Origin of the sequence: Pseudomonas sp. Pseusp3 (assembly GCF_047304225.1) — a bacterium.
In the GTDB taxonomy this organism is placed as follows: Bacteria; Pseudomonadota; Gammaproteobacteria; order Pseudomonadales; family Pseudomonadaceae; genus Aquipseudomonas; species Aquipseudomonas fluorescens_CD.
Map to the genome: position 1 here is coordinate 69,606 of NZ_JBGLYV010000015.1, position 15,217 is coordinate 84,822.

The window sequence follows — 15,217 nt, forward strand, 5'->3', positions numbered from 1 at the left end:
GGCCGTTTGCCGGCGTTATGTCAAATATATTGAAACTTCACCTGCCGCTGGTTTAGGGTGGTGGTTGCTTTGGGCCGACAAGCAGGCTGGCCGGGCAGAATTCCTGACAGCGCCCGCGAAGAACGCGGGTGTCGTATCAATAAGAGGAGGACACTCGCATGACCACCCTGACCCGTGCCGACTGGGAACAACGTGCCCGCGACCTGAAAATCGAAGGCCGCGCCTATATCAATGGCGAATACACCGACGCCGTTTCCGGCGAGACCTTCGAGTGCATCAGCCCGGTCGATGGCCGTCTGCTGGGCAAGATTGCCAGCTGTGACGCCGCCGATGCCCAGCGCGCTGTGGAAAACGCCCGCGCCACGTTCAATTCCGGTGTCTGGTCGCGCCTGGCGCCAACCAAGCGCAAATCCACCATGATCCGTTTCGCCGGCCTGCTCAAACAGCACGCCGAAGAGCTGGCCCTGCTTGAAACCCTGGACATGGGCAAGCCGATCAGCGATTCCCTGTACATCGACGTTCCCGGCGCGGCGCAAGCCCTGAGCTGGAGCGGCGAAGCCATCGACAAGATCTACGATGAAGTAGCGGCCACCCCGCACGATCAACTGGGCCTGGTGACCCGTGAGCCGGTGGGGGTTGTTGGCGCCATCGTGCCGTGGAACTTCCCGCTGATGATGGCGTGCTGGAAACTGGGCCCGGCGCTGTCCACCGGTAACTCGGTGATCCTCAAGCCGTCCGAAAAATCCCCGCTGACCGCCATCCGTATCGCTGAACTGGCTGTCGAAGCCGGCATCCCGAAAGGCGTGCTGAACGTATTGCCGGGTTACGGTCACACCGTCGGCAAGGCCCTGGCCCTGCACAACGACGTCGATACCCTGGTATTCACCGGCTCGACCAAAATCGCCAAGCAACTGTTGATCTACTCCGGCGAGTCGAACATGAAGCGCGTCTGGCTCGAAGCCGGCGGCAAGAGCCCGAACATCGTGTTCGCCGATGCGCCGAACCTGCAGGATGCTGCCGAAGCCGCTGCTGGTGCCATCGCCTTCAACCAGGGCGAAGTTTGCACCGCCGGTTCGCGCCTGCTGGTGGAGCGTTCGATCAAGGATAAATTCCTGCCGCTGGTGATCGAGGCGCTGAAGGCCTGGAAGCCGGGCAATCCGCTGGATCCGGCGACCAATGTTGGCGCGCTGGTCGATACCCAGCAGATGAACACCGTACTGTCCTATATCGAGTCCGGTCATGCCGACGGCGCCAGGCTGGTGGCCGGTGGCAAGCGTACGCTCCAGGAAACTGGCGGCACTTACGTTGAACCGACGATTTTCGACGGTGTGAGCAACGCGATGAAAATCGCCCAGGAAGAAATCTTCGGCCCGGTACTGTCGGTGATCGAATTCGACAGTGCCGAAGAAGCCATCGCGATCGCCAACGACACACCGTACGGCCTGGCTGCCGCGGTCTGGACTGGCGACATTTCCAAGGCTCACCTCACCGCCCGTGCACTGCGTGCCGGTAGCGTGTGGGTCAATCAGTACGATGGCGGCGACATGACCGCTCCGTTCGGTGGCTTCAAGCAGTCCGGCAACGGTCGCGACAAGTCCCTGCACGCGTTCGACAAATACACCGAGCTGAAGGCGACCTGGATCAAGTTGTAAGTCAGTGAGGGAGGCCTGTTGAGTAACAGGCCTCCCGAACGACGCAGATCCCCTGTGGGAGCGGGCTTGCTCGCGAAGGCGGTGTATCAGCCAACATTGATGTTGGATGTGATGACCTCTTCGCGAGCAAGCCCGCTCCCACAGTTGTTTGTATGGCCTGAAAAATAATTATCCACAGGAGCGTGGAATATGCGTTGGGCGACTTATTTCGCCGTTTTGGCATCTGTCCTGAGCGTCGGCCTGGCCCTGGGTGTCAGCATGCCACTGGTGTCGTTTCGCCTGGAGAGCTGGGGCTACGGCTCGTTCGCCATTGGCGTGATGGCTGCGATGCCGGCCATCGGCGTCCTCTTGGGGGCGAAAATCTCCAGCCATCTGGCGGCACGATTCGGCACGGCCAATCTGATGCGCCTGTGTCTGTGGGGCGGGGCGGTTTCGATCGGTTTGCTCGCACTGTTGCCGAGCTATCCGGTCTGGTTGGTGCTGCGGCTGATGATCGGGGTGATCCTGACCCTTGTATTCATCATCGGTGAAAGCTGGATCAATCAACTGGTGGTCGAGCAATGGCGTGGGCGGCTGGTGGCGCTGTATGGCAGCAGCTACGCACTGAGTCAGCTGGCGGGGCCGGTGTTGCTTGGCTTCCTCGGTACCGGGCACGATTATGGCTTTTGGGTGGGTGTCGGATTGTTGATGGCGGCTCCATTCCTGTTGCTGGGGCGCAGTGGTGCGCCGAGCAGCGAGGCCAGCAGCGTGACCTTGAATGATTTGCTCGCTTTCTGTCGTGGCTTGCCGGCGATTGCCTGGGCGGTGTCATTGTTCGCCGCGTTCGAGGCGATGATTTTGACGCTGCTGCCGGTCTATTGCCTGCGGCAGGGCTTCACCACGGAGATCGCCCTGGCGATGGTCAGTACGGTGGTGGTCGGCGATGCGGTGCTGCAATTGCCGATTGGTGCGTTGGCCGATCGCTTGTCGCGACGCGCATTGTTCACCGGTTGTGCGGTGGTTTTACTGATCTCGAGCCTGGCGATTCCGATGCTGATCGACACGCTGTTGATCTGGCCATTGTGGGTGTTGTTCGGCGCCAGCGCCGGCGGGTTGTTCACCTTGTCACTGATCCTGATCGGCGAGCGCTATCGTGACGACGCACTGGTGCGCGCCAACGCGCATATTGCCCAGCTGTGGGGGATTGGTTGTCTGATCGGGCCGTTGCTGGCGGGTGCCGGCAGCCAGTGGATCAGCGGCCATGCGTTGCCGTTGCTGATGGCGGTAGGGGCCTTGGGCGTGTTGATCGTGGTGTCGCGGCAAGGGGCGTTTGGTGCGCTTGCCGAGCCGGCCTAGAGCATTTTCTCCAGGCCAACCGTGTTGCTCAGCCACGCATTGAAGCGCCGCCACCAACTCCCTGGCTCCTTGGTCAGGGTGTGCTTTTTTCCGTCGTCTTCGGTGGTCCAGACGATCTGATCGTTTTCCAGCTCCACCTGGTAGCTCAGGGCTGGCGCCATACCCTGCAGCGCCAGTTCGCGGACCCCTGCGGCCAACTCCGGACTGTCCACCAGCACGCCGACTTCGGTGTTCCACAGCACCGAGCGCGGATCGAAATTGAACGAGCCGATAAAGGATTTCTGCTGGTCGAAGATCATCGCCTTGCTGTGCAGGCTGGAGTCGGAGCCGCGAAAGGAGCTACCGGAAAACAGATGCGGTCCGCTTCCGCCGCCGCCTTCCTCGCCGGGTTGGCGGCGCAACTCGTAAAGCTTCACGCCATGTTCCAGCAGTGCCCTGCGGTAGGGCGCGTAACCGCCGTGTACCGCGGGAACGTCCGTGGCTTCCAGTGAATTGGTGAGCAATCTCACCGAAACGCCGGCGTCGGCGCGCCCAGTCAGGTACACCAGGCCAGGCTGGCCGGGCACAAAGTAGGCCGAGATCATGATCAGCTCTTTGCTGACATGATCGAGTTCAGGTGCGAGATGCGTGGTCAGCAGCAACTGCGGATCGGGTTCGCCCTTGGCCAGTACCTTGCTCGGCGCATCCCACAATGCCTGGTTCCAGGCCCAGACCAGCTCGCGACGCCAGATGTCCAGGCGCGGGTGTGTGGTGAAGGTCATCAGGTGTTTGTAGAGCGCGTGATTCTGTTTGCGTGTTTGCGCCAGGGACTCTTCCAGTCGGGTGCGGGTGTTTTCCAGGTCCTTGGCGGTGGGTTTGCTCGACAGGAATTCGTCGATCGGCTTGCTCAGGGCGCTGTTCCAGTACTGGTCGAAACTGTGCCCGAGTTGCTCGGCAACCGGGCCGACACTGAGCATGTCGATGTCAGTGAAATTCATCTTGGTCTCGGCATCGTAATACTCGTCCCCCAGATTTCGTCCGCCGACGATGGCCATGCTGTTGTCCGCCAGCCACAACTTGTTATGCATGCGTCGATGCTGTTGCGACAGGTTGAACAGCCGGCCCACGGTACGCGTCACGCCGGTGCTGCGGCCAAGATTCAGCGGATTGAATACGCGGATCTGGATTTTCGGGTGCGCGGCAAGGGTGGCAATGACCCGGTCCAGGCCGTCGCTGGCGGTGTCGTCGAGCAGTACCCGCACCCGTACGCCCCGGTCGGCGGCCTTGAGCAATTCCTCGATCAACATGCGCGTGCTGATGCCGTCGTGCACGATGTAGTACTGCAAGTCGAGACTGCTTTGGGCGTTGCGGATCAGCTCGGCGCGGGCGGTGAAGGCCTCGGTACTGTCCGATAGCAGGCGAAAGCCTGATTGTCCCTTGTAAGGAGCGGCCTGCGCCTGGACCGAGCGGCCGAATGCGGAGTCTGAAGCCGGCAGCGCCTGGCTGGGTTCGCGTCGAACGTCGAAGCTGGAGCAACCGCCCAGGAGCGTGGCGAGCAGCAGAAGAGCAAGCAGGGGCTGTCTGACTCTCACGTAGGATCGTTCCGTTTGGCTGCGCAGATAGGCATATGGACGCCGATTCCCGAATAAAAGTCAGTCGCTGAGCTGATCGGTTTCCGCCAGCAGTTTGATCGCTGTCGCGCCGACCTTGCGCACCGCGTCTTCGATCTGCGGTGTTGGCTTGGCAGCGTAGTTCATGCGCAGGCAATTGCGGTACTTGCCCGAGGCGGAAAAAATACTGCCCACGGCAATCTGTACGCCCTGGTCGTGCAGTGCCCGATTCAGTTTCAGGGTGTCGAAGCTTTCCGGCAGCTCGACCCACAGCATGAAGCTGCCTTGCGGGCGACTGGCGCGGGTGCCGGCCGGGAAGTAGCGGGTTACCCAATCGATCATCATGTCGCGATTGCGCTGGTATTGCGTACGCATCCGCCGCAAATGCGGTTCGAAATGGCCACCTTTGAGGAATTCGGCAATGGCGATCTGCGGTTGTGGCGCGGTGGAGCCCGTGCTGATGTATTTCATGTGCAGCACGCGTTCCAGATAACGGCCCGGTGCGACCCAGCCGATGCGCAGGCCCGGCGCCAGGGTCTTGGAAAACGAACTGCACAGCAGGACACGACCGTCCTCGTCGAAGGATTTGATCGTGCGCGGACGCGGATAGGTGTAGGCCAGTTCGCCATACACATCGTCCTCGATGATCGCCACGTCAAAGCGCTGCGCAAGCGTCAACAGCGCGCGTTTGCGCGACTCGGGCATGATGTAGCCCAGTGGGTTGTTGCAGTTGGGGGTCAACTGTATGACCTTGATCGGCCACTGCTCCAGGGCCAGTTCCAGCGCTTCGAGGCTGATGCCGGTCAGCGGATCGGTGGGGATTTCCAGGGCTTTCATGCCCAGGCCCTTGAGGGTCTGCATGGCGCCGTGGAAGCTTGGCGAGTCCACCGCCACGATGTCTCCCGGCTGGCAAATCGCACGAATGCTGGTGGACAGCGCTTCATGGCATCCAGTGGTGACCACCAGATCGCTGGCACCCAGTTGGCAGCCGGAATCGAGCATCAGGCGAGCGATCTGTTCGCGCAGTTCGAGGTTACCGTGGATATTGTCGTAATACAGGCCAGGCATGTCCTGCCGCCGGCTGATTCGCGCCAGGTCGCGCAGCAGCGGCTTCATGGTCGGGCTGGTGATGTCCGGCATGCCGCGCCCCAATTGCACCACGTCTTTGCGCGGCACCGCGCGAATCAGTTCCAGCACCTGATCCCATTGAGAGATATCCACCGGGCGCTGGGCCGGGCGACCGACCGCCGGCAAATCCGGCAGTTCGCGGCTGGCGGGAACAAAGTACCCGGACTTGGGCCGTGGCGTGGCCAGCCCGCTATCTTCCAGCACCCGATAGGCCTGCTGCACCGTGCTCAGGCTGACACCGTGCTCGACGCTCAGCGCCCGTACCGAAGGCAGCCGGTCACCGGGGCGATAGAAGCCCTGTTCGATACGCGTGCCGAGCAACTCGGCGAGGTTGACGTAAAGGGTCATGGTGCAGCCTCGATAGGGATGATTCGGTTAACCAGTACAGATAGGGCAAAAAATCGGGATTCAGTGGCGGAATCGGTAAATCTGTATGGATTTAATACAGTTGCTTTGAATCTGTAATGCTTTTGCGCGCCCACGCATCATGGAACCTCTGGCTACCCAAGTAAACAGGAGCATCCACGATGAACGGTTTGAGCGATGTGCGGCTGACGTTACGCAGTCAGGAGCTGGCGACAGGACAGAACAACGGCACGCGGGAGGCGGGCATGCATCATGCGCCGTCCGGCCTGAGTCGCTGGGACCGGTTCTGGCGTCGCCTGCACACGCGCAAGGCGTTGCTGTCGCTGACGGCCGACCAGCTCAAGGATGTCGGGCTGACGCGGGAACAGGCGCAGGAGGAGGGGCTGAAGCCTTTCTGGCGGATCTGAGATTTGCGGTGTTTTTCAGGGCCACTTCGCGAGCAAGCCCGTTCCCACAGGGGATTTGTGTTCCTCTGTGGGAGCGGGCTTGCTCGCGAAGGCGTCAGAGCTGACACCGACAATCTTTCAGACCAACTCTTTAAACCGATGCCACAACATCCCCAGCGCCAGTAACGGCGAACGCAAAAGCCTGCCGCCGGGGAAGGTGATGTGCGGCACCTTGGCAAACAGATCGAAGCCGCCGCTGTGCTGGCCGCTGATGGCTTCGGCCAGCAACTTGCCGGCCAGGTGCGTGGCATTCACGCCATGACCGGAATAGGCCTGGGCGTAGTACACGTTCGGCTGGTCCTTGAGTCGCCCGATCTGCGGCAGGCGATTGGCGCCGATGCCGATCATGCCGCCCCATTGGTAATCGATCTTCACGGCGCCCAATTGCGGGAAGACATCCAGCATTTTCGGACGCATATACGCGGCGATGTCTTTCGGGTCGCGGCCCGAGTAATGGCAGGCGCCGCCAAACAGCAGGCGCCGGTCCGCCGAAAGCCGGTAGTAGTCCAGCGCCACTCGCTGGTCACAGACCGCCATGTTCTGCGGCAGCAAGGCGTGGGCCTGTTCTTTGCTCAGTGGTTCGGTGGCGATGATGTAGCTGCCGGCGGGCAGGACTTTACCGCTGAGTTCCGGGTTGAGGTTGTTGAGGTAGGCGTTGCAGCCCAGTACCAGGGTTTTGGCGCGCACCGATCCCCCGGCGGTATGGACTTTGACCTCGGGGCCATAGTCGATGCGGGTCACGGCCGACTGTTCGAACAGCTGGACCCCCAGACGTTGTGCCGCTGCGGCTTCGCCCAAGGCCAGGTTCAGTGGATGCAGGTGTCCCGAACCCATGTCGATCAGGCCGCCGACGTAACGCGTGGAGCCAACCACGGTGTGCATCTCGTGGGCTTGCAGCAAACGGGTCTCGTAGCGATAGCCGAGGCTGCGCAGTTCCTCGGCATCCTCGGCGAAACCTTCCAGGTCACGGGGTTTGTTGGCGAGGTCGCAGTATCCCCAGGTCAGGTCACAGGGGATCTGGAAGCGCTCGACCCGTTGCCGGACGATTTCCACGGCTTCCAGGCCCATGAGTTTCATTTGCCGAACACCTTCGACACCGATGACGTTGGTGAACTGATCGAGGCCGTGACCGACGCCGCGAATCAGCTGCCCGCCATTGCGTCCACTGGCGCCCCAGCCGATTCGATGGGCTTCGAGCAACACCACGCTGAGGCCGCGCTCGGCCAGCTCAAGCGCCGTGTTCAACCCCGAAAAACCACCGCCAACCACGCAGACATCGGCCAGCACTTCACCTTTGAGCGCCGCAAGCTCGGGCTGCGGCAGGCTGCTGGCGGCGTAGTAGGAGGCGATGTGGTCCGGAGCAGGCTGTTGAGCACGGGCAGTCATGTGCGTGGTCCTGATTCTTGCGTTTAGAAAATTTGACGGAGCATAAGCCGGACCTTCCGGACGGGCAACATTGGTCGCCTGGTGCTGTCTGGATCGGGGCTTTTGCGTCAGAATCCGGCTCTATTCCGCTATTGGTCACCGCTGCAATGAGCTGCAACAGCCAGACAATTCGCACATTGCGACAACAGATTCCCTCATTCGAGTGCGTTCCCGGCTGCCATGACTGCTGCGGGCCGGTGACCACCTCGCCTGAAGAAATGTCGCGTCTGCCGCGCAAGACTCGCGCCGAGCAGGATGCCGCCATGGAAGAACTCAACTGTGTGCACCTGGGGCCCAATGGTTGCACCGTGTATGGCGAGCGGCCGCTGATCTGCCGGTTGTTCGGCACCACCAAGACCTTGCCGTGCCCCAATGGGCGCGGGCCAGTGGAGCTGATTCATCCGCGGGTGGAGAAGCAGGTGTTCGAGTACATGGCATCGAACCGGCAGGTGTTGGTCTAGCTGGACCGAGTCGCGGCCTTCGCGAGCAAGCCCGCTCCCACAGGTACAGCGACGATTCTGTGGGAGCGGGCTTACTCGCGAAAGCGGCCGAATAGACACCGCAATACTCAATCCGGAATCGGCAACGTCAGGCTCTCCTTCACTTCTTCCATCACGATGTAACTCTTGGATTCGCGCACGTGGGGCAGCTTGAGCAGGATGTCGCCCAGCAATTTGCGGTACGAGGCCATCTCGGAAATCCGCGCCTTTACCAGGTAGTCGAAATCCCCTGACACCAGATGACACTCCAGCACATGGGGCAATTTCAGCACCGCACGTCGGAACTCTTCGAAAGTGTCGCCGGATTTGTAATCCAGGCTGATCTCGACAAACACCAGCAGGCTACCCTTCAGGTGTTGCGGATTGAGCCTGGCGTTGTAGCCCATGATGATCCCTTCGCGCTCCAGACGCCGGACCCGCTCAGTACAGGGCGTGGTCGAGAGCCCGACCTTTTCCCCAAGCTCCGTAAAGGAAATCCGCCCGTCCGCTTGCAGGATCCGCAGGATGTTGCGGTCGATCTTGTCCAGCTCACGTTTAGTCTGAGTGTTGGTACGCATAGGGGATGCGCCTCCGTGAAAAGGGTTTTTGCCGAGAATTGTCGCCAAATATAGGCGTTTATATAGTGAAAAGCACTGGCAAATCTTTTTTACACTGCGCGCATCTGAAGCTCTGAATAACAAACGTCAGCGGTTAGCCGCGATGAGGGATTTGAAAATGCGCGTCATGGTCTTGGGTAGCGGCGTCATCGGTACCACCAGTGCTTACTATCTGGCCCGTGCCGGGTTTGAAGTGGTGGTGGTGGACCGGCAGCCGGCTGCTGCCATGGAGACCAGTTTCGCCAACGCCGGGCAGGTCTCGCCGGGTTATGCCTCGCCGTGGGCCGCTCCGGGTGTGCCGCTCAAGGCCATCAAGTGGCTGTTGCAGCGCCACGCGCCCCTGGCAATCAAGGCCACTGCCGACATCGACCAGTACCTGTGGATGGCACAGATGCTACGCAACTGCACCGCCAGCCGTTACGCGGTGAACAAGGAGCGCATGGTCCGTCTGTCCGAGTACAGCCGTGACTGCCTCGATGAGCTGCGCCTGGAGACCGGCATCGCCTACGAAGGCCGCAGCCTCGGCACCACCCAGCTGTTCCGTACCCAGGCCCAGCTCGACGGCGCCGCGAAAGACATCGCCGTGCTGAAAGAGTCCGGCGTGCCGTTCGAACTGCTCGACCGCGAAGGCATTGCCCGCGTTGAACCGGCACTGGCCAGCGTCACCGACATCCTCGCCGGTGCCCTGCGCCTGCCGAACGACCAGACCGGCGACTGCCAGATGTTCACCACCAAGCTCGCCGAGATGGCTGCGAACCTCGGTGTGCAATTCCGTTTCGACCAGGACATTCAGCGCCTCGACTTCGCCGGTGACCGCATCAACGGCGTGTGGATCGACGGCAAACTGGAAACCGCCGATCGCTACGTGCTGGCCCTCGGCAGCTACTCGCCGCAGCTGCTCAAGCCGCTGGGGATCAAGGCGCCGGTGTATCCGCTCAAGGGCTACTCCCTGACCGTGCCGATCACCAACCCGGCGATGGCTCCGACCTCGACCATTCTCGACGAGACCTACAAGGTCGCGATCACCCGTTTCGACAACCGCATCCGCGTCGGTGGCATGGCTGAAATTGCCGGTTTTGACCTGTCGCTGAACCCGCGTCGACGCGAAACCCTGGAGATGATCGTCAACGATCTTTATCCTCAGGGCGGCGATCTGGCCCAGGCAAGCTTCTGGACCGGTCTGCGTCCGACTACGCCGGACGGCACCCCGATTGTCGGTGCCACCCCGTTCAAGAACCTGTTCCTGAACACCGGTCACGGCACGCTGGGCTGGACCATGGCCTGTGGCTCCGGTCGCTTGCTGGCTGACCTGATGGCCAAGAAAAAGCCGCAGATCAGCGCCGAAGGCCTGGATATTTCCCGTTATGGCGACAAAACCCAGGAGTCTGCAAAGCATGTCAATCCAGCACCCGCTCACCAGTGAGTGCATGAACTGTTGGTTGTAACCGCTTTGCCCTAAGCCTGTCAGAAAAGATCCCTCTCCCGGTGCTGTTGGTGGTTAATGCTGTCAGCCAGTGCCGGTTTTTTCTTCCCGATAACCCGACCAGAAGTCTGCCGCCATGCGTCCTGCCCGTGCCCTGATCGACCTTCAAGCCCTGCGTCACAACTACCAGATCGCCCGTGAACTCACGGGGGCCAAAGCCCTCGCGGTGATCAAGGCCGATGCCTATGGCCATGGCGCGGTACGTTGCGCCCAGGCGCTGGAAGCCGAGGCGGACGGTTTTGCCGTGGCCTGTATCGAAGAGGCGTTGGAGCTGCGGGCAGCGGGTATTCGTGCGCCGATCCTGCTGCTGGAAGGCTTTTTCGAAGCCGACGAGCTGGCGCTGATCGTCGAGCATGATTTCTGGTGCGTGGTGCATTCGCTGTGGCAGCTCGAAGCCATCGAGAAAGCGGCGTTGAGCAAGCCGATCACCGTGTGGCTGAAGCTCGATTCGGGCATGCACCGCGTGGGGCTGCACCCGGCGGATTATCAAGGGGCCTATCAACGGCTGCTGGCCAGCGGCAAGGTCGCGAAAGTGGTGCTGATGAGCCACTTTGCGCGTGCCGACGAACTGCACGAACAGGCCAGCGCCGAACAGGTGGCGGTATTCGAAGCGGCGCGCAAGGGCTTGTCCGCCGAGGTCAGCCTGCGTAACTCGCCGGCGGTGCTCGGTTGGCCGCAGATTCCGAGCGATTGGGTACGCCCGGGCATCATGCTCTATGGCGCCACGCCATTCGAAGAGGCCAACGAAGTGGCCGCACGCCTGCAACCGGTGATGACCCTTGAGTCGAAAGTGATCAGTGTCCGCGAACTGCCGGCTGGCGAGCCGGTCGGTTACGGCGCCAGGTTCATCACTCCCAAGCCGATGCGTATTGGTGTGGTGGCCATGGGTTACGCCGATGGTTACCCGCGTTTGGCACCGACCGGTACCCCCGTGCTGGTTGCCGGGCAGCGCAGCCAGTTGATTGGCCGGGTGTCGATGGACATGCTCTGCATCGACCTGACCGATGTGCCGCAGGCCGGACTCGGTTCGACCGTCGAGTTGTGGGGCAAAAACATCCTCGCCAGTGATGTAGCCATGGCTGCCGGTACGATTCCCTACCAGATTTTCTGCAACCTGCGCCGAGTGCCACTGCTCTATTCCGGGGCTTAGTGCGCAAGGCTCCAGACCGGAAGTCGCCTCGCTGAGCAGGATTCAGGTCAAGGTGTTGTAAATACTGAACGCTGTCGCCATGATAACGTTCACTATTCCAACATTCCTGAATCCTGGAGGCGCAAGCTTTGGACGTCGGTGAACGACTGCAATCCATCCGTAGGCTCAAAGGCCTTTCCCAGCGTGAGCTCGCCAAACGGGCGGGGGTCACCAATAGCACGATTTCGATGATCGAAAAGAACAGCGTGAGCCCTTCGATCAGTTCGCTGCGTAAAGTGCTGGGCGGGATTCCCATGTCCATGGTCGAGTTCTTTTCCGAAGAAATCCTGCAGGAAAAACCGACTCAGATCGTCTACAAGGCCAATGAGCTGATCGACATTTCCGATGGCGCCGTGACCATGAAACTGGTCGGTCGGGCGCATCCGAGCCGGGCTATCGCATTCCTCAATGAAATCTACCCGCCAGGCGCCGACACCGGTGACGAGATGCTTACCCATGAGGGTGAGGAAACCGGCATCCTGGTCGAAGGAAAACTGGAACTGGTGGTCGGTCTCGAAACTTTTGTGCTCGAAGCCGGCGATAGCTACTACTTTGAAAGTACCAAGCCACACCGTTTCCGAAATCCGTTCGATGCGCCTGCGCGACTAATCAGCGCAGCCACGCCAGCGAATTTCTAAGAAAAGAGGCGTCCTGCCAGCATCGCAGAGGCGCCCGGGCCGTTTTTCCGCCGCAGCCTAAGACCCTTGCGACTTTGGGGTTGTTTCAGTGCGACGGGCTTACCGCTATACTTGCGCCCGCCTGCGAACCGTGGCCGTAGGCGTGACTAGCCACCATTGAGGGTGAACGCGTGAACCTAATTATGAAAATGCTGGCTGCACCAGCAACCGTACTGGCCCTATGGGCTGTCAGTGTCAGCGCTCAAGCTGCGACCAACGACGATATCGCCAAACGCCTTGAACCGGTCGGTCAGGTCTGTGTTCAGGGTAAAGAGTGCAAGGGCATGGAAGTGGCGACTGCCGCTGGCGGCGGTGGTGGTGCGAAAACCCCGGATGAAGTGATTGCAAAACATTGCAACGCTTGTCACGGTTCAGGCTTGTTGGGTGCACCGAAAATCGGTGACGCCGCCGCCTGGAAAGACCGTGCCGATCACCAGGGCGGCCTCGACGGCATCCTGGCCAAAGCCATTACCGGTATCAACTCGATGCCGCCTAAAGGTACCTGCGCCGACTGCTCCGATGCCGAGCTCAAAGGCGCCATCCAGAAGATGTCCGGCTTGAAATAAGCCTGCCACTCTCAAAAAAAGCCGCTTTCGAGCGGCTTTTTTGTGCCCGCGATTCCTGTAGGAGCGAGCTCGCTCGCGATGGTCGCCAACGATAACGCTGGAAAGCTGGCACCCCGCGGTGCTCTCGGGTTCTTCGCGAGCGAGCTCGCTCCTACAGGGGGCCAGCGGCGGCCGATTGGTATTGACTTGCAGCGAAGACCCGGCAAGCTCGGTCCAGGCCCAAGTCATGGAAAGTGAGGGAGGATCCGATGGTTCAGCTGTGCTCTATCGAACAGGCAGTCGATGACGTCTTGGCACGGTTGCCGGTGCATATCCACATGGGTTTGCCTCTGGGGTTGGGCAAACCCAATCACTTCGTCAACGCGCTGTACCGGCGCATCGCAGAGTTGCCCGAGCGACGGCTGACGATTTACACCGCGTTGTGCCTGGGGCGCCCGCCCTTGGGCGATGGCTTGCAAAAGCGCTTCCTCGAACCCTTTATCGAACGGGTTTTCGGCAATTATCCGGAGCTGGAGTTTCTTGCCGACCTGCGTCGCGATGGTCTGCCGGGCAACATTCACATCCAGCAATTCTTCATGCAGCCCGGCAGTCTGCTCAACAGTGCCACGGCGCAACAGGACTACGTCAGCAGCAACTACAGCCATGCGGCCCGTGACATCAACGCTGCCGGGTTGAACCTGGTGGCGCAGCTGGTGGCCAGCCATGCCGAACATCCTGATCGCTTGAGCCTGAGCTGCAACCCGGACATCACCCTCGACCTGTTGCCGATGATCGCCAAACGCCGCGCCGCCGCAGAAACTATCCTGATGGTCGGCCAGGTGCACAACGACCTGCCTTACATGCCCGGCGATGCGGAAATCGATATCGACAGCTTCGACCTGCTGATCGACCAGAAGGACAACACCACACTGTTCTCCACGCCGAACATGCCGGTGGGGTTTCAGGACCATTTCATCGGCTTGCACGCCAGCACCCTGGTGCGCGATGGCGGCACCTTGCAGATCGGCATCGGTTCCATGGGCGATGCGCTGACGGCGGCACTGTTGGCGCGACAAGCCGAGAACGACGGTTACAGGGCGTTGCTGGCAGAGGTGAATCTCAGCCAGTGGGCACCACTGATCGAGCGCGAAGGTGGCATCGAACCGTTCGCCAAAGGCCTGTATGGCTGCAGTGAAATGTTCGTCAACGGCTTGTTGGTATTGGCGGATGCCGGGATTGTGCGACGCAAGGTTTACCCGGACGTGGCGACCCAACTGCTGGCGAGTGCCGGCACCCTGGATGAGGCTGCGCAAACCGATGGCATCTCTGTACATGGCGGCTTCTTTCTCGGCCCGCGCACCTACTACGAACGCTTGCGCGAATTGCCGCAAAGCAAGCGGCTCGAATTCAACATGACCCGCATCAGCTACATCAACGAGCTCTACGGCCAGGAAGAACTCAAGCGTTTGCAGCGCCTGGATGCGCGGTTCATCAACACCGCGTTCACCGTGACCTTGCTCGGTGCCGCGGTGGCGGACCAGCTCGAAGATGGACGTGTGCTCAGCGGCGTAGGCGGGCAATACAACTTCGTGGTTCAGGGCCATGCACTGCAAGGCGCGCGCTCGGTGTTGCTGCTGCGCAGCTGGCGTGAGTCTGGCGGCGACGTCAGTTCGAACATCGTCTGGGAGTACGGGCACTGCACGATCCCGCGACACTTGCGCGACATCGTGGTCACCGAATACGGCATCGCCGATCTTCGCGGCAAAACCGATGCGGCAGTGATCGAAGCGCTGCTCAACATCAGCGACTCGCGTTTTCAGCCGGGATTGATCGAGCAGGCGCAGAAAATCGGCAAATTGCCCAAGGACTTCCGTCTCGATCCGCGCTTTGCCGATAATAGTCCGTGGCGTTTGCAGGAGATTCAGGCGCGGCATCCGCAGCTGTTTCCGGAGTATCCGCTGGGTTGCGACTTCACCGGGGTCGAACGCGATCTATTGCGGGCACTGAACTGGCTCAAGAGCAAGTTCAAGCTGAGTGAGGTGCTGGAATTGGGCAAGGCAGCGCTGGATGCGCCGCAGGCTTCGGAGTTTCCAGAGCATATGGAGCGGATGCAGCTGACCGATCCGCAAGGCCTGAAAGAAGACCTGTTTCAGCGGTTACTGCTCACTGGCCTGAAAGCCACCGCGCAATAACAGCCAATACAAAACAAATGTGGGAGCGGGCTTGCTCGCGAAAGCGGTGTGTCAGTCAAAGTTGATGTCGACTGACACACCGCTTTCGCGAGCA

The 15,217-nt window shown here is 60.8% G+C and carries 13 protein-coding genes; 9 read left to right on the forward strand and 4 right to left on the reverse strand.

Features of this window, described 5'->3' with window-relative positions:
• The first annotated feature begins 158 nt into the window (after positions 1-158).
• Positions 159-1,652: an aldehyde dehydrogenase gene (locus tag ACCD00_RS07725; protein ID WP_413423342.1), complete on the forward strand. Its 1,494-nt coding sequence runs from the start codon at positions 159-161 to the stop codon at positions 1,650-1,652.
• Between the two features lie 189 nt (positions 1,653-1,841).
• Positions 1,842-2,987 (forward strand): MFS transporter, encoded by a 1,146-nt coding sequence (locus tag ACCD00_RS07730; protein ID WP_413423344.1) that lies wholly within the window; start codon positions 1,842-1,844, stop codon positions 2,985-2,987.
• On the opposite strand, the gene ACCD00_RS07735 is transcribed toward ACCD00_RS07730, so the two are convergent.
• Both ACCD00_RS07735 and ACCD00_RS07740 read right to left on the reverse strand, forming a co-directional pair.
• Positions 2,984-4,558: a phospholipase D family protein gene (locus tag ACCD00_RS07735; RefSeq protein ID WP_413423346.1), complete on the reverse strand. Its 1,575-nt coding sequence runs from the start codon at positions 4,556-4,558 to the stop codon at positions 2,984-2,986. The genes ACCD00_RS07730 and ACCD00_RS07735 overlap by 4 nt on opposite strands.
• 60 nt (positions 4,559-4,618) lie before the next feature.
• Positions 4,619-6,052 (reverse strand): PLP-dependent aminotransferase family protein, encoded by a 1,434-nt coding sequence (locus ACCD00_RS07740; protein WP_413423348.1) that lies wholly within the window; start codon positions 6,050-6,052, stop codon positions 4,619-4,621.
• 179 nt (positions 6,053-6,231) lie between these two features.
• Between ACCD00_RS07740 and ACCD00_RS07745 the strand changes: the two genes are divergently transcribed.
• On the forward strand, positions 6,232-6,477 hold the full coding sequence (locus ACCD00_RS07745) for a DUF1127 domain-containing protein (protein WP_413423350.1): 246 nt from the start codon (positions 6,232-6,234) through the stop codon (positions 6,475-6,477).
• Positions 6,478-6,594: 117 nt separating this feature from the next.
• On the opposite strand, the gene ACCD00_RS07750 is transcribed toward ACCD00_RS07745, so the two are convergent.
• Positions 6,595-7,902: an FAD-dependent oxidoreductase gene (locus ACCD00_RS07750; RefSeq protein WP_413423352.1), complete on the reverse strand. Its 1,308-nt coding sequence runs from the start codon at positions 7,900-7,902 to the stop codon at positions 6,595-6,597.
• 146 nt (positions 7,903-8,048) lie between these two features.
• Here ACCD00_RS07750 and ACCD00_RS07755 point away from each other — a divergent pair, with 146 nt between their 5' ends.
• Positions 8,049-8,402: a YkgJ family cysteine cluster protein gene (locus ACCD00_RS07755; RefSeq protein ID WP_126048280.1), complete on the forward strand. Its 354-nt coding sequence runs from the start codon at positions 8,049-8,051 to the stop codon at positions 8,400-8,402.
• Between the two features lie 107 nt (positions 8,403-8,509).
• Here the strand turns inward: ACCD00_RS07755 and ACCD00_RS07760 are convergent, their stop codons facing one another.
• Positions 8,510-8,998: an Lrp/AsnC ligand binding domain-containing protein gene (locus ACCD00_RS07760; protein WP_007975155.1), complete on the reverse strand. Its 489-nt coding sequence runs from the start codon at positions 8,996-8,998 to the stop codon at positions 8,510-8,512.
• Positions 8,999-9,155: 157 nt separating this feature from the next.
• On the opposite strand from ACCD00_RS07760, the gene dadA reads away from it, so the two are divergent.
• The 5 genes from dadA to ACCD00_RS07785 all read left to right on the forward strand — a co-directional run bounded on the left by dadA (position 9,156) and on the right by ACCD00_RS07785 (position 15,123).
• Positions 9,156-10,460 carry a D-amino acid dehydrogenase gene (gene dadA, locus ACCD00_RS07765; RefSeq protein WP_413423355.1) on the forward strand — a complete coding sequence of 435 codons (1,305 nt, stop codon included), beginning with the start codon at positions 9,156-9,158 and terminating at the stop codon, positions 10,458-10,460.
• Between the two features lie 136 nt (positions 10,461-10,596).
• Positions 10,597-11,670: an alanine racemase gene (gene alr / locus ACCD00_RS07770; protein WP_413423357.1), complete on the forward strand. Its 1,074-nt coding sequence runs from the start codon at positions 10,597-10,599 to the stop codon at positions 11,668-11,670.
• 128 nt (positions 11,671-11,798) lie between these two features.
• On the forward strand, positions 11,799-12,347 hold the full coding sequence (locus ACCD00_RS07775) for a cupin domain-containing protein (protein ID WP_007975150.1): 549 nt from the start codon (positions 11,799-11,801) through the stop codon (positions 12,345-12,347).
• Between the two features lie 182 nt (positions 12,348-12,529).
• Positions 12,530-12,952, forward strand: coding sequence for a c-type cytochrome (locus ACCD00_RS07780; RefSeq protein WP_046038983.1), 423 nt, complete (start codon positions 12,530-12,532; stop codon positions 12,950-12,952).
• 248 nt (positions 12,953-13,200) lie between these two features.
• Entirely contained in the window at positions 13,201-15,123 is a 1,923-nt protein-coding gene (locus ACCD00_RS07785; protein ID WP_413423359.1) for an acetyl-CoA hydrolase/transferase C-terminal domain-containing protein, read from the forward strand.
• The last annotated feature ends 94 nt before the right edge of the window (positions 15,124-15,217 follow it).